Here is a 15,612-nt window from a genome sequence, read left to right on the forward strand (position 1 = left end):
CCCCCACACGAGCCTCGACGGGCTCACTCCGTGGGAGTATCACCAACGGTCAATAGAGGACCAAACACTGAACAGAGCGAACTAACAACCGCGGACTCAAAGGGGAGCAGGTCATCGAAGGTGTGCATTGTTGGCGTGAATGCCTACAGTTGGCGAAAGCCTTCGCGATCCCGCCATCTTTTGGCTAGTCTAAACGGAGCGCTGGAACCAGGTTGCAGCAGATCGGGTCGTGATATCTGGCACCTCGGAGCCTCGGAGCCTTGGAGCTCGTCGCAAGACCGCAGCTGAACCGCTGCAATATTATGCAAGACCGACTTATCCTTCCTGCAATGCCAACAACTTGAACGAACCAAAAAGGAATGAGCCCATGACCCATGACAAGTTTGGTTGCCCGTGCTGCAGTGGCACCTTTGGAAAGTTGTTTGAAGTAAGCCGAAACGTCAGCAAGCTGAAAGCCGCGGCTGAGAGTGGCACAGGCTGGTCCTGCAACTGGGGTATCAACTGGACCAGCATGGGGCGCCGGGATTTCATGAAGACGAGTGCCGCCGGTGTAGGGTTGGCAGCCGTTATGGGAAGGGGCGCCAGAGCGCAGTCGCAGTCAGTCACCGTCTTCACCAACGGCAATGTGCTTACCGTCGATGATGATTTCTCCGAGGTCGAAGCGATTGCTCTTCGCGGCAACCGTATTCTGGCAGTGGGAACCGACGGTGAGGTTCGCGCAGTGGCTGGCGCGGATGCCAAGATCGTCGACCTTGAAGGTAAGACTGTCTTGCCCGGCTTCATCGATGCTCACTCCCATGTTATTTCCGGTTCCGTGGTGGACTCCATCATGGACTATGTCGGCATGGCCCGCTTCACGACCGCCACCGAAGTGCTGGACCACATCGCAAAGCGCGCAGCGGAAACGCCCGCGGGTGAATGGCTGGTTTTCCGCAACTTCGACCCTGCGGTTCAGGAAGGACCGGATGCGCTGACCTTTGCCGAGCTGGATCCAATCTCAACCGAGCACCCGATTTTCGTTTTAAACGCCTCGGGACACTTGGCCTATGCCAACTCCAAGGCCTTCGAAGTCTCCGGGATCCCCAATGACATCGAAAATCCTTCGGGCGGAGAGTTTGTCCGCGATGCTGAGGGTAACCTGAACGGCTTCATGAAGAACAACGTTGCGTTCCTGCAGGTTGCCTCGCACTACCCGGGCATGATGGAGGCCGATCCTGTGGAAGGCCTGATTGGGCTGCTGGAAAAATGGGGCGCGGTCGGCCTCACGACGGTCTCGGAACTCAGCCTTGGCGCGCTAGCGCAGTCGCCGGCGGACGCGCAGGTGATGGCTGCAGCGGCGCAATCCGGGCGCCTCAAGGCGCGAATCCGCGCCTATCCTTTCTATACCTTGGGAACCGAAGCCTGGGACGAGGCGGGTATCCATCAGGGGGACGGGGATGCCATGGCCCGCATCGCGGGCTTCAAACTGGTGGCAGATGGCTCGAACCAGGGGTTCACCGGACTGCAGCGCGAACCATACCTGAACAGCGAAGACCGGGGCCTTTCCTATATGGAACCTGATGAATTGACCGCAATGGCGCTTGAGCGGGCCGGGAAGGGCTGGCACCTTGCGATCCACGGCAATGGCGATGCGGCGATCGATAATGTGCTGGACACCTGTCAGGCGCTTGTTGATGCTGGTATAGACATGTCCCGGGTCCGTCCGCGGATCGAGCATTGCTCGATACTTCACGACGACCAGATCGAACGGATGCAGCAGCTCGGTGTGTCGGCGAGCTTTCTGATCGGTCACGTTCACTACTGGGGCGTCGCGATGCGTGACGAGGTATTTGGGGAGGAAAAGGCGCAGTTGCTAGACCGATGCCGAAGCGTCGAAGAAGCCGGGGTTGGTTTCACTCTGCATTCGGATTTCATGGTGACCGACCCGAACCCGCTGCACATGATTGAGATGGCCGTCACCCGGCGCACTTGGAAAGAGCCGGATTACATTCTGGCGCCACAGGAGACGATATCGGTTGAATCTGCGATCCGGGCGCTCACCTCCGAGGCCGCATGGCAACTATTTTCCGATCACGAGGTCGGCAGTCTTGAACCGGGCAAGCTTGCCGACATGGTCATCCTCGAAAAGGACCCGCGCGATGTACCTCCCGACGCTATCAAAAACATCAGCGTTCTCGAAACCTGGATGGATGGTAGAAGGGTCTACTCGTCCTGAACGCATCACCAAGCATTTTGGGCCCGCTCCTTTGGTCTCCATCGTCCTGCCCCTCGTTTCCAAGTTTTTTATTGACCTCGCCAATGTACTGCTCGTCGGCGTGTTTGCCGCTCTTTAGCTGGTCAAAGCGATGGTTCTGATGTCCTGTGGATCGAACAGCCTGGTGCGACTGGCGCTTCGGCCAGCAGACACGCAGCTGGGCCTGTTGACGGAATGGGCTCTGCCCCAGTTTCGCAAGCAACCGACACTGGCTAGGTTTTGCGAAAGCTCAGTTCCGCAGCCGCGCGTTGGCACCAAGGACCAAGTTGGATGACTAAGAGAATCCTTTCACTAATCTTCGGCCCGATTTCAGTTCCTTGCCTTCTGCTTGGCCTGTTGTTCTTCGCGGCCTCTCTGACGCCGTCCCTGATTCCACGTGGCCCCGAGTTGCAGGGCGTGCTTGGCGGGTTGGTCACGGCGCTCGGATATCTGGTCGGCCAGATCGTTGCACTCATGTGGAATGCCGGTGACCTGCCGCGCTTGTCGCGCGGTCCGGCGAATGTGCTGATCTGGATCGTGTCCGGAGCGATTGTTGTGATGTTCCTGTGGGTTTTGGCTTCCAGTCTGACTTGGCAGAACGATCTCCGCCAGAAAATGGGGATGGAGCCAGCCGACGCTTTGCACCTCGCGTGGATCTCGATCATTGCGGCCGCGACACTCGTCTGCGCCTTTGTGCTCGGGCGGTTCGTCGCATCGCTGTTTCGGCTGATCCGGGCGCGCTTCTATCGGGTGATGCCGCCACGAAGGGCGAATGTATTCAGTCTGATCGCAGTCGTACTGATCCTCTTCGTGGTCACACGAGATGGCATTCTGGACCGGACCATCGCAGTCCTTGATGAAAGCTACGAAACGGCGCAGGCTCTGTTCGATGACGCCCCGCCACCGCCGACTGATCTGCGGAGAACCGGAAGTGCGGCCTCCTTGATCGACTGGACGGCAATCGGAGAGCCGGGCCGCGATTTCATAATGTCGGGGCCTGATGCAGAAGACATAACTGCATTCACGGGACGGCCAGCACGCGATCCGATCAGGGTGTATGTCGGCCGTGCCAATGGGGCCACGCCCTACGAACGTGCGGAATTGGCACTGGCTGAACTGCGCCGCCAAGGTGCCTTCAAGCGTGAGGTTCTGATCGTGGCGAGCCCCACCGGAACCGGTTGGATGGACCCTGGGTCGCATGATCCGGTCGAATACATGCACAACGGTGACATCGCCACGGTTGCCGTACAGTATTCGTATCTGCAGTCGCCACTGGCGCTGATCCTTGAGACCAGTACCGGTCTCGAGCAAGCTACTGCGCTTCAGGAGGTTGTTCACCGGTACTGGAAAACACTTCCAGAGGGCGCCCGTCCGCGGCTCTACATGCATGGCCTCAGCCTCGGTGCCTGGTCCTCAATGCATGCAACCAATCTTTTTCGGCTTCTGGACGACCCGATTGATGGGGCTTTCTGGGCAGGTCCGCCGTTTCCCTCGAATTTTTGGAACTACGTCCAGAAACATCGCAATCCGGGCAGTTCCTGGGTTTTACCGCAGATCGGAGATGGTTCGCTGGTGCGCTACGCTTCACGCACCAGCGATGCGTCCGGGTCACCTTCCGCCTGGGGCCCTATGCGCATTGTCTTTCTGCAGTATTCCAGTGATCCGGTCGTCTTCTACGATCCGGCGTCTCTTTGGCGTCGACCTCAATGGATGCGTGACCCGCCCGCGGATGATATGTCCAAGCACTTTTTCTTTATGCCTATAGTGACCCAGTTTCAGTTGGCTTTGGATCTGGCGCTGTCCTTCGGCTCGCCGCCCGGGCACGGCCATGCCTACTATGCACAGGACTATATCGGCCCGTGGGTGCAGGTTACCGAACCCAAGGGCTGGACAAGCGACGATACCCAACGTCTGAAAGCGCATTGTGACAACGGATTTCAGAGAGGCTGTTCGAACTGAAATGGGCCGGGCTGCTTGGGACAAGCACTTCGTTGGCGTGGCCAGTTCAGGCAAGCCGTTTGGTGCCACCGGACTATTCCGCCAAGGGAGAGAGCTTGGCGCTTCGTTTGTTTCCATGCCGGGTTCGGATATCCGTTTTCCGTGATCCAGCACTTCGCTCACGCGTAAGCGAAGTGCGGAAAATGGACATTGCCAATCCGTCCCTATCGTCAAATTGGCAACTCTTTGCTTGGCAGCTGTTCCAAGTGTGGGCCGTTCTCACCCGTAACGCACCCTACAATCCACATTGCGCCTAGGGGGACAAACAGGCCGGTTGGTGAAGGGACGCAAACGATTCAGAGTTGTGCTATGCCGACCTTGGCGCGACTGTGTCTCTGGCCGACCACTCAAAGGGGGGCAAGATGCTTCAGCTTTATTCCGCGATCTGGCGCGTAAGCGGTCCGCGCCAGATTGTACTGATCCTGCTTTCTCTGTCTATAGCCGCACTCGCGGCCGCGCCGCTCAAGTTTCAGCAGGACATCGTGAACCTTCTGACCGAAGGCTCTTTTGACACGTCGGAGCTCTTCATTCTCGGGGGCGGCATGATGGGCGTGGTCCTGCTCAGCCTTGGCCTGAAGTGGCTTATGGGATACCGATCTCAGATCCTTGGGGAGGACGTCATTCGTCTACTTCGCAGCAGACTGCTGGATGGGGCCGTCAGTGAACAAGGAATAAACGGTCGTGTTCGCACCGGCGCACTGTCGACCGCGATTTCGGCCGAAGCCGAAGAGCTTGGCAAGTTCACCGGGTCCGCCATCTCGGAACCGGTGATGCAGTTGGGGACCTTGATCAGCGTGATCGGCTTCATCGCATCAACGCAACCCGTGCTGGGTGTCGTAGCGCTTTCGATGCTGGTTCCGCAGATCGGGATCGTGGTCTTCTCTCAGAGCAAGGTGAACATGTTGCTAGCCAAGCGGGTGAAGATCCTGCGGCGCGCGGCTGACCAGCTGACAGAGACTGAGCTGCGCGCCGCCGTGACTTCGGTGAAGGAAGACTTCGACCGAATCTATGAAACCAGACGCACCATGTTTCACTGGAAGCTGTCGACGAAGTTCATTCTGAGCGCCATCAACGGTGCAGGCACGGTCTTTGTCTTCATGCTGGGCGGAGCGCTTGTTCTTGAGGGTCGAACGGATGTCGGCACGGTCGTGGCCGCGACCCTAGGATTGAGTCGACTGCAAGCGCCGACGGCATTTCTGATCGCCTTTTATCGCCAGGTCAGCGCTAATCGCGTGAAGTTCGAACTGCTTCGTACGCTGCCTTTAGGACAGGCTGCAGCAAGCACATGAGCATTGTGGGCTGCGGGGAACAGCCCAAAGCAACCATTCAGCCAGCGCCCTTACGCAGCTGGTGTTTAGCATCCTTGTTGAGGCAAAAGGGTCAAGAAAGGTGGAACGAACCGAGATCATGCGTGGCAGTGAACATGGCGCGCCGAGCTGACCGGATCCCACATCGGTCCTGTTGCTGATCAAGCGTTTTGATCTCGGTCAAAGTCCCGCCTCAGTACCCAGTCTAATGTTGAAGCGAACAATACTCACATCGCCCTTTTGGGGTGCGGTCCGATGTGTGGATTCTACACGATGGCTGCTGCTCGTTCACATACAGATTTGCTGGACTTCGCCTGTCGGTAGTCCGCCCATTTTTCTACAAGCTTGGAGATTTGATATGATACGTACGATCACCATGACCGTCGCCATCGGATTGATGTCCAATATTGTTTCAGCAGAGGAACGTTACGATCTGGTCATCACCGGCGCGCGCGTCGTCGATCCCGAAACGATGCTGGACCAAGTTCGCAATATCGGCATTTCTGGCGAAGAGATCGCCATCGTCACACCAGAAGCGATCAGCGGTGCTGACGTGATTGACGCCAGCGGGTTGATCGCCGCTCCGGGTTTCATCGATTTTCATGCCCATGGCCAGGACCCCTACAGCGAGAAGGTTTCCATCTTCGACGGTCGCACGACACAAATGGACCTTGAAGCGGGCGCTCTGCCGCTTTCGGACTACTATGAAGCCAAGGCCGGAATCTCGCTGGCGAATTATGGAGCGTCGGTTGGCCATGCTTCTGCCCGTCTATTGTTGATGGATGGCGTAGAGTCCCACGGCAGCCCAATGATGACCCACGCTCTGCAAAAGGCGGGTAAGACTGGCAATCAATGGTCCGTCAACCAAGCCACGGATGAACAACTGGATCAGATCGATGATTTGGTTACAGACGGAATTCATAATGGTGGACTCGGGATTGGCGTCATGGTCGGATACTATCCATCCGCCCGCAGTGAAGGCATCGCTCGGATGGCGCGCGTTGCGTCTGACAACCACAGTTTCCTAACCACTCATCCCCGCTACCTTAGCAACATTGCCCCTAGTGGAGTGTTAGGGCAGCAAGAATTCATTGCCTTGTCGATGGCATATGACGTGCCACTGGTATTGCACCACATTCCGACAAACGCCCTATCCGATACAAAAGCCGCGCTTGCCATGGTTGACCGGGGCAACGCGAATGGCGCGAAGATCCTGGGAGAAGCCTTTCCCTATGTGAAAGGTTCAAGCTTCATCGCCGCAGAGATACTCTCTCCGGGGTGGCAGGAACGGACCGGCATGGACTATTCGGATTTGATTTGGGTCGAAACCGGGGAAACGCTGACCGAGGAGACTTTCAACAAATATCGCGCCGAACGTCCCGATGGCTTCTTCGTGATGGAGCACATAAAAGAACCCGACATGATGGCCGCCATCTTGCACCCGGACATCATCATCGGCAGCGATGGTATGCCTCTGGTTGATGATGACGGGCATTCATTGCCTTTTGACGCACCATTCGGAGCTGGCCTTGGTCACCCACGCAGCGCAGGCACGTTTGGCAAATACCTCAGGATCGCGATCGACGATGGCACCCTGACCATGCCGCAGATCATCGCCAAAACAGCCTATTTGCAAGCTGAATTCCTTGAGCCTTTCGCCCCGTCAATGGCAAAACGTGGTCGGCTTCAAGCGGGAACATTCGCTGATATCACTATCTTCGATCCAGACGAAGTGAATGGAATGGCAGGGTACGATGCTGGGACGAACAGCCTCGCCTCCAAAGGCTTCGTACATGTTATCGTCAACGGACATCCGGTGATCCGTGATGGAGAATTGAACGCGGATGTTCATCCCGGGGAGGCAATTCGCGCCGGGCAGTGAGCGATGGATCACTGAATAGGTCGTGCCCGGTATCTGAAACGACGGTCTAAAGTGGTCAATTCAAGCGACCACGTCGGTCGAGTCAGCCGATGCGTAGACCTCTGGCTGAACGGTAGCTTTCGGTCGCTATGCCTACTGCATGGCACTCATTACATACTTTGCAAATCCGCTTCCTGCGCTTCGCTGACCTTGATGCCGGGCGCAGCATCCCCTGGGTCAACTGAGCAGACTTGAAGACCCGCTTTCAGGAAGCCTTTCGCGCACGCAACAGTGCCTTCGCTGCGCCTCGCATGAATGTCGTGATTGGGGCTGGAGGGCCGCCCCACGAGACTGGCAGAAACTATTCCAGCGCCTAAACTCTGATAAGGGCTGCTATGAACAGCCCAAGTCATCGGGGAGGGGTTGGGGTAAAGACCGGGACGCGCTTGGCGCGCCCCGGATCAGGCCGTTTAACGGAACAGCTGCTGTAGGGTCTGTGGCGCCGAGTTGGCAATCGAGAGCGCCTGTACACCCAGCTGTTGCTGGGTTTGCAACGCCTTCAATCGGGCGGATGCTTCTTCCATATCAGTATCCACCAGCGCACCGATGCCGCTCTTCATCGCGTCGGACACCTTTGAGACGAATTCGGACTGCTTCTCGATGCGGGCTGCCGAAGCCCCCAGGGCGGCGGCGCCGTCAACCGCAGTCTGAATCAGAGCCTCAATGTCGTCGATGGAAGCTTCAGCGTTTGCGGCAGTGTCGACCACTACGGTTGTCAGGTCCAGGCTGGCTTCAAAATCGACCGAGCTTACGGTGATGTTCGACGCGGTGACTGTACCCGTGGAATCGCGGTCCAGCGAGGACAGAACGGTCAGATCGCCGCCAGCGGTGTTCAGCAGGTTCGCACCATTAAACTGCGACCCTGTGATGATCGAGGTGATCTGGTTTTTCAGCTCGGTGACTTCAGCTTCGAGTTTCCCGTTGTCCACGTTCTCCCCAGTTGCATTGACCACTTTTTCCTTCATTTCCTTCAGAAGGTCGGTGATCTGTTCGGCCCCGGCCGTTGCAACCGCCACCGTGGATTCCCCCAGAGCCAGCGAGTCGCCCACGGCGTTGAAGCCGGCAACATCCGACTCCATGACTTTCGAGATCGCCCAGATGGCCGAGTTGTCCTTGGCCGTTGCGACATCCTTACCGGTGGAAATCGCGTTCTGGGTGCTCTCCAGGTTCATGTTGATGGAGTTCAGAGTCTGCAGAGCGACCATTGCGCCGTTGTTCGTCAGAATGCTGGTCATAGCTTTCATTCCTTTAGCAATATGAGACGTTTCGTCTCGCGTGTTTGATGCCCCGAAGGGCGTCTCTGACGTCTTTCTGACGATGCGTTAAGCCATCCGGCTTCCGCGCCCCCCCGTTTCCCAAGGCGCGAGGGAACATTACCGTGAGGTTTGCTAAGGAAGTGCTAAATGGGAGGCCAAGCTTATGTGAAATCCCTCAAGGGCTTTGTGACCTTGCACATACATAAGGGCTGGCTGGCATTTGATGGCGGGGACCAGGTGCGATATTGCTACGCGCCCCTTGCCGCAGCGCCGCAGGTCCGGTGTCGAGCCCGGAGCGGTGCTTGCCTCCCAGAAATTGCGTCGTCATAGTTTGAAACATGGAATATCCGCCTTGGTTGCCAGCCCCGGAAAACACACACGCAGGCAGAATTCTTGCGATCGCCCGCTGCATCTTTGACATGCACTTCTGCATAGAAAACCCACGCGGAAGCGGGCCGATGAAGGTCTTTGACAATATGTGCAGTGGCGACCTTGAAAAATCTGCGACAGTTCTGAACCTTGCGGGCTTCACAGAATTTATTGATGACTTTGGGCGAAGGAGTATTTTTTCCTGTGACCCAAAGGACTTCTCCGTAATAGCCAATTCCGAAAGAGCCCTAAACGTTGATCCTAAACTTGTTTCGGAAGCAGTCATTCGCCTCGCCAGCGGTTCTGTTTGCTCAAGCGAGGAAATCCAGTATCTAGCCAAAGAACTGGAGTAAGGGCCTTGAGTTCAAATCACCGCTTTTCCCGCATTCCCGCCGTTCGAAGGTGGTCGGCGGCTGCGCCTGCGGCGAAGGTCAGCTCTTCCTTGCGCGCCTGCGGCATGGATCGCTCGCCATGTCGCCAGATCCGCCGACTTTGCAAAGGTCGCTATCTGCGCTTCGCTGACTTCTGCACTGATTGCAGCATCGGCCTGGTCAACTGAGCGGACCCGAAGGTCCGCTCTTGGGAAGCCTCTCGCGCCTGCAGCAGAGCCTGCGCTGCGCCCTGCTGGAAGGTCGTCTTTGGGCTGGATGTCACATATTCGCGCACATCAGTCTTAAACCGCAGGTTACTGCCTGAGGACCGCCTAAGGTCTTACTTGCTAACCTCAGTTTTGTAAGTAGGTGCATCGTCTTCCATAAGTCTTGCAGATGATCCGCCCCCAATGAAGTGGTCCGCCGTTATGTTTAGGAAACGGAGGGTTTGGATCTCACCCCGTTTCTGGTCCAGGCTTCATGCGACCTTTCGGGTTTCTGGATCGCGCCCCATTTCCGATCCGGCTTCTCGGCCCGGAAGTCCTGGGCGTTTCCGCCACCCAAAGAAGCCGCTCTGGCTGACACCCAGAGTCTGGCACATGCGGCTGATGGGGGAGCTAGCCTTCTCCGCCTCGATGAAGGCAAAGCTCATCTACTTGCGTCTTTCGCGAAGAAGGCTGCGGCTTTTTTAGGATGTCGCGGTCCTGCTTCAGCACCGCGTTCTCCTTGCGCAGCCGCTTCAGCTCGACCCCGGAGATCGGCCGGGTCTTCTGCAGGCTCCTCGGCATCCCGATCCTGCCTCACCCATCGCGTCAGCGTTGAGAGGCCAATGCCGAGATCCTCTGCGATTTCACGTCGTGTGCGTCCGCTGGTCAGTTCCAGTGTAACTGCTTCGCGCCGAAACTCCGGCGTCGGTCTGTTTCCGTTTCCCATAGAACACCTCTTGGTTCCTCAGTTGGTGCTCTCCGCTTTTCCAGGGCAAGTCCACGGTCATTGCCCACCGCTCTGAGGCACTGTTGGATTCGTAGTGAAAGTTTTGACGCGGGTTTTCCATAGATGTCGGAAAAACCGATACTTGGTTTAGAAATCTATTCCAAAATATCGTCACTTCGTCACTTCGGATTGATGTGGGCGGATGATGTCAACCCAATGGACGGTTTGAGCGCATGAAAAAACAAGGGCTTGATGCAACGGATATCCGGATCCTGAGTGCCGTTCAGCAGCATGGGCAATTGAGCAAGACACGGCTGGCAGAATTGGTGAACCTGTCGCCGACGCCCTGCTGGGCGCGGGCCGACCGGCTCAAGGCCGCGGGCTACATTCGCGGTTATCATGCCGAACTTGCCCTGGAGCGCATCATCGATTTCACTCAGGTCATCGTGACAGTCTCGCTGACCCATCACCGCAAAGCAGACTTTGATCGGTTCGAAACCTTCGTGAAGTTGCGCGACGAAGTCACCGAGTGCATCGCTACCGGCGGCGGTATGGACTACGTGCTGAAGACGGCCACGCCCAGCCTTGCCATCTTTCAGACCCTGATGGACGAGATGCTTGCGGCAGATCTCGCGATCGATCGCTACATGACCTATTTCGCAACTCGGCAGGTGAAGACCGGTCGGCCTAACCTTTCCAATCTGCTCGCGCAAAGCCGCCAATAGGGGCTGCAGACCGAACGGACTGAAACAGGTTTCAAAATCGGACTGTTTGGTCTGAAATAGGAGAATTTTCAGACCCGCACCGGCAGAGTTTTCGACCTAAATCATCGGCAGGTTTCAACCACCCACTGGTCCGTCAGACCACCTGCTAAGAGGGCGAAAATATGACACAAGCAGATGACTTTGGTTTCGGCACGCAGATCCGTAAATCTCCTTATTTTGATGCGACCGTGCGCTGGGGTGCGCAGGGCTTTTCTGTTTATAATCATATGTATATTCCGCGCGACTTTGGAAATCCGGAGCAGAACTTCTGGAACCTCGTGAACGATGCGATTCTCTGCGATGTGGCCGTGGAGCGGCAGGTCGAAATCACCGGTCCGGACGCCGCGAAATTCGTCCAGACGCTCACCCCACGGGACCTGTCCAAGATGGCCGTCGGCCAGTGCAAATACATTCTCATCACCAATGCCGAAGGCGGCATCCTGAACGATCCCATCCTGCTACGCCTGGCCGAAAACCACTTCTGGATTTCGCTCGCCGACAGCGACATCCTGCTCTGGGCGCAGGGGGTGGCGGTTCACTCCGGCATGGACGTGCAGATCTGTGAACCCGATGTTTCGCCCCTGCAGCTGCAGGGGCCGAAATCGGGCCTCGTCATGCAGGAGCTCTTCGGCGAGGAGATCATGGATCTCAAGTATTACTGGCTGCGTGAATACGATCTGGACGGTATTCCGCTGGTGGTGTCGCGGACCGGCTGGTCCAGCGAGTTGGGCTATGAGCTGTACCTGCGGGATGGAAGCCAGGGCGACGCCCTGTGGGAGCGGATCATGGCGGCAGGCATGCAGCATGGCCTGAAGCCGGGGCATACCTCGTCGATCCGCCGGATCGAGGGGGGCATGCTGTCCTATCACGCCGATGCCGATATCAACACCAACCCCTTCGAGTTGGGCTTTGACCGGCTTGTGAACCTGGATATGGAAGCCGATTTCATTGGCAAGGCTGCGCTGCGCCGTATCAAGGAGGAAGGTCCCAAGCGGCAGCAGGTCGGTCTGGTTCTGGATGGCGAGCCGCTGAAGGGGCCAAACACCACCTTCTGGGCCATCACCAAGGAAGGTGAGACCATCGGCAAGGTGACCTCGGCGGTCTACTCGCCGCGCCTTGACCGGAATATCGCCCTGGCCATGGTCGCGGCGGAACAGGCCACGCTTGGCGCCCATGTCGAGGTGGTGACGCATTCCGGACCGACCGGCGCGACCGTGGTGGAGCGGCCTTTCTACGATCCGAAAAAGAAAATCGCCGCGGCCTGAGCGCACGGTACGAAAGGCCTGAAACATGTCTGATCTCGCCATCGCGCTGCATTGGCAGCGTGCCGAACCAGCTTTGCACATCGGTAAGTTCTCCAGCGAACATACCGTGCAATACAACAGCAGCTATGACGTCCAGGTGGATGCCGCCCCGGACTGGGGCGGCAATCCATCCAGCACCAACCCCGAACAGGCGCTGGCCTCGGCCCTGTCCAGTTGCCACATGATGACCTTTCTGGCCCTCTGCGCCAAGGCAGGCTGGCCCGTGGCGAGCTATCACGACTATGCCGAGGCGCATTTGGGCAAGAACGCCAAGGGGCAGATGTCGGTCACACGGATCGATCTCAATCCGGTCGTGCGCTTTGACACGGGGTTCTCCGTGGAGGAGGCGCAACTGGCTGAAATGCAGGATCGGGCCCACCGCTATTGCTTCATAGCCAATACGCTGGCGGACAGCGTCGAAATCAACATTCGTTGAAGGACTGCCCATGAACAAGGATGGTATCCTCCTGAAAGACCCCAGCGAGGCTGGAATTCTGCGCCTGACGCTGAACGATGCGCGGCGGCGTAATGCCCTCTCCGAAGCGATGCTGACTGCACTCGGCACCGCTTTTGCAGAGGCAGGGAAAAACCCTGCCGTCCGCGTGATCATTCTTGCGGCCAACGGCCCTGCTTTTTGTGCGGGCCACGACCTGAAGGAAATGACCACGGGGCGCGCACAGCCTGACGGCGGCAAAGCCTATTTTACCAAGATCATGTCGATGTGTTCGGAGGTGATGCAGGGCATCGTCAACTGCCCCAAGCCGGTGATCGCGGAGGTCACTGGCGTTGCCACAGCCGCAGGCTGTCAACTTGTGGCAAGCTGTGATCTGGCCATCGCGGCGGATAGCGCCCAGTTCAGCACACCCGGCGTGCATATCGGGCTGTTCTGCTCGACCCCTATGGTGGCCCTGTCACGCAACGTCGCCGCCAAGAATGCGATGGAAATGCTGCTGACCGGCGACATGACCTCTGCTGAGCGCGCGGTTGAGATCGGATTGATCAACCGGGCCGTTGGCGCAAATGCGCTGCGGGCTGCAACGCAGGAGATGGCGCTGAAGATCGCTTCGAAATCCAGCATGACACTGGCAACGGGCAAGCGAGCCTTTTATGCCCAGCGAGAGTTGCCGCTGGTGGAGGCCTATGAGTATGCCTCTCGGGTCATGGTCAACAATATGCTGGCCAGCGATGCGCAGGAAGGCATCGGCGCTTTTATCGAAAAACGCACTCCCCAATGGCAGGATGCCTGAGCCATGACCGAAAACCCCTATAACACCGACCTGGACCGCAATCCGGCCAATCACCAGCCATTGACACCGCTCAGCTTTCTGGAGCGCGCGGCCAACGTGTTTCCTGACCACACGGCGATCGTCCATGGTGCGCTGCGCCGGAGTTATGCGGAGTTCTATGCACGCTCCCGCAGGCTTGCCTCGTCGCTGGCGCAACGTGGTATAGGGCGCGGCGATACGGTTTCCGTGCTGCTGCCCAACACGCCTGCCATGCTGGAATGCCACTATGGCGTGCCGATGTGCGGCGGCGTTCTGCATTCGATCAACACCCGGCTGGATGCGGCAATCATCGCGTTTCAACTTGATCATGCACATTCAAAGGTCGTGATCGTCGACGCAGAACTCATGCCGCTGATGCAGCAGGCGCTGTCACTGGCCAACGTCACGCCACTGGTGATCCAGGTAGACGATCCCGAATACTCCGGTCCAAGATCCGCGTTTTCAGGTCTGGAATTCGAAGCTTTTCTTGCGGCCGGCGATCCGGGTTTTGCGTGGCTGATGCCCGTGGATGAATGGGACGCGATCTCGATCAACTACACCTCCGGCACAACCGGCGATCCAAAGGGCGTCGTCTCGCATCACCGCGGTGCCTATCTCCTGGCGCAAGGCAACGCGCTCACCACCTCTATGCGCAAACACGCAGTCTATCTCTGGACGCTGCCGATGTTTCACTGCAACGGCTGGTGCTTTCCTTGGACGCTTTCGGCGATCATCGGCACGCATGTCTGCTTGCGCCAAGTCCGCGCCAAACCGATCTGGGACGCACTGGCGGACGAGCAGGTGACACATCTGTGCGGCGCGCCTATCGTGATGTCCCTGATGATTTCGGCACCCGCCGAGGAGCAGCGCGTGCTGGACCACGGTGTGCAGTTCTTTACCGCAGCCGCGCCGCCGCCCGAAAAACTGCTGGCGGATATGAAAACGGCTGGCTTTGAGGTGACCCATCTTTACGGTCTGACTGAAACATACGGTCCTGCCGTGGTGAACGATTGGCACGACAGCTGGTCCGCGCTGCCGGTCGCACAGCAAGCCCGGCTCAAGGCGCGTCAGGGCGTGCGCTATCTGCCGCTTGAGGGGCTCGATGTGCTGGACCCCGAAACCATGCAGCCGGTCCCGCGCGACGGGGAAACCATGGGGGAGGTTATGTTCCGTGGCAACGTCGTGATGAAAGGGTACTTCCGCAATCCAGAAGCCACGCAGAAGGCTTTTGCCGGTGGCTGGTTCCATTCCGGGGACCTGGGCGTCGTCCATCCCGATGGCTATCTCCAGCTCAAGGACCGGTCCAAGGATGTCATCATTTCCGGCGGCGAGAATATTTCCTCGATCGAGGTGGAAGAGGTGCTTTACAACCACCCGGCCGTCGCAGTGGTCGCGGTCGTGGCAATGCCGCACGAGAAATGGGGCGAGACCCCCTGCGCCTATATCGAGCTGGCATCCGGCTGCGCGGTTGAAACGGACGAGTTGCGGCAATGGTGCCGCGACAGGCTCGCCCCTTACAAGGTTCCGGGTGCATTTTTACTTTCCTCCATTCCCAGAACTTCAACAGGCAAAATCCAGAAGTTCGTCCTGCGCGAGCAAGCGCGTACTTTGAGCAGTGGTATTTGAGAATGGGTTTGGTCAGTTCAAATGTTCGCTAAAGGCTGATGCCAACATGATCTAGGCTCTATGCTAAATACGGCTGCCGATCTTTTTGACGGCGTATGGCCCTCCTACTCCGGGGCTGACACTGTCAGGTACTCTGGACGAAAGTCTGGTATGGGCTGCTAGCGTCATCCGATGGCGGGGACTAGGTGTGACCTGCTCCCCTTTGAGTCCGCGGTTGTTAGTTCGCTCTGTTCAGTGTTTGGTCCTCTATTGACCGTTGGTGATA

Annotated in this window: 12 protein-coding genes; 10 read left to right on the plus strand and 2 right to left on the minus strand. The window is 57.8% G+C overall.

What is annotated here, in order from left to right:
- The first annotated feature begins 367 nt into the window (after positions 1 to 367).
- From SM765_RS22720 to SM765_RS22735, 4 genes are all read left to right on the plus strand, one after another.
- A complete protein-coding gene (locus tag SM765_RS22720; protein ID WP_274839045.1) occupies positions 368 to 2,215 on the plus strand; it encodes an amidohydrolase in 1,848 nt (615 codons plus the stop codon).
- A gap of 309 nt (positions 2,216 to 2,524) precedes the next feature.
- Positions 2,525 to 4,192, plus strand: coding sequence for an alpha/beta hydrolase (locus SM765_RS22725; RefSeq protein ID WP_274838854.1), 1,668 nt, complete (start codon positions 2,525 to 2,527; stop codon positions 4,190 to 4,192).
- A 401-nt stretch (positions 4,193 to 4,593) separates the two neighbouring features.
- Entirely contained in the window at positions 4,594 to 5,520 is a 927-nt protein-coding gene (locus SM765_RS22730) for an ABC transporter transmembrane domain-containing protein (RefSeq protein ID WP_274838855.1), read from the plus strand.
- 376 nt (positions 5,521 to 5,896) lie between these two features.
- Positions 5,897 to 7,420, plus strand: coding sequence for an amidohydrolase family protein (locus SM765_RS22735; RefSeq protein ID WP_274838856.1), 1,524 nt, complete (start codon positions 5,897 to 5,899; stop codon positions 7,418 to 7,420).
- Between the two features lie 449 nt (positions 7,421 to 7,869).
- Here the strand turns inward: SM765_RS22735 and SM765_RS22740 are convergent, their stop codons facing one another.
- A complete protein-coding gene (locus tag SM765_RS22740; RefSeq protein WP_065271064.1) occupies positions 7,870 to 8,694 on the minus strand; it encodes a flagellin N-terminal helical domain-containing protein in 825 nt (274 codons plus the stop codon).
- A gap of 479 nt (positions 8,695 to 9,173) precedes the next feature.
- Between SM765_RS22740 and SM765_RS22745 the strand changes: the two genes are divergently transcribed.
- Entirely contained in the window at positions 9,174 to 9,437 is a 264-nt protein-coding gene (locus SM765_RS22745) for a hypothetical protein (RefSeq protein ID WP_274839046.1), read from the plus strand.
- A gap of 666 nt (positions 9,438 to 10,103) precedes the next feature.
- Here the strand turns inward: SM765_RS22745 and SM765_RS22750 are convergent.
- A complete protein-coding gene (locus SM765_RS22750; RefSeq protein ID WP_368981922.1) occupies positions 10,104 to 10,388 on the minus strand; it encodes a transposase in 285 nt (94 codons plus the stop codon).
- Positions 10,389 to 10,621: 233 nt separating this feature from the next.
- On the opposite strand from SM765_RS22750, the gene SM765_RS22755 reads away from it, so the two are divergent.
- The 5 genes from SM765_RS22755 (at position 10,622) to SM765_RS22775 (ending at position 15,347) form a co-directional block, all read left to right on the plus strand.
- Positions 10,622 to 11,113 (plus strand): Lrp/AsnC family transcriptional regulator, encoded by a 492-nt coding sequence (locus tag SM765_RS22755; RefSeq protein WP_274838858.1) that lies wholly within the window; start codon positions 10,622 to 10,624, stop codon positions 11,111 to 11,113.
- Between the two features lie 161 nt (positions 11,114 to 11,274).
- Positions 11,275 to 12,417, plus strand: coding sequence for a glycine cleavage T C-terminal barrel domain-containing protein (locus SM765_RS22760; protein ID WP_274838859.1), 1,143 nt, complete (start codon positions 11,275 to 11,277; stop codon positions 12,415 to 12,417).
- A gap of 25 nt (positions 12,418 to 12,442) precedes the next feature.
- Positions 12,443 to 12,892, plus strand: a complete 450-nt coding sequence (locus SM765_RS22765; RefSeq protein ID WP_274838860.1) for an OsmC family protein — start codon at positions 12,443 to 12,445, stop codon at positions 12,890 to 12,892.
- A 10-nt stretch (positions 12,893 to 12,902) separates the two neighbouring features.
- Complete coding sequence (locus SM765_RS22770) at positions 12,903 to 13,703, plus strand: enoyl-CoA hydratase (RefSeq protein WP_274838861.1); 801 nt, start codon at positions 12,903 to 12,905, stop codon at positions 13,701 to 13,703.
- A 3-nt stretch (positions 13,704 to 13,706) separates the two neighbouring features.
- Positions 13,707 to 15,347 (plus strand): acyl-CoA synthetase, encoded by a 1,641-nt coding sequence (locus SM765_RS22775; protein WP_274838862.1) that lies wholly within the window; start codon positions 13,707 to 13,709, stop codon positions 15,345 to 15,347.
- Positions 15,348 to 15,612 lie beyond the last annotated feature (265 nt).

The organism is Pseudophaeobacter sp. 1A09344 (genome assembly GCF_041008745.1).
Lineage (GTDB): Bacteria > Pseudomonadota > Alphaproteobacteria > Rhodobacterales > Rhodobacteraceae > Phycobacter > Phycobacter gallaeciensis_A.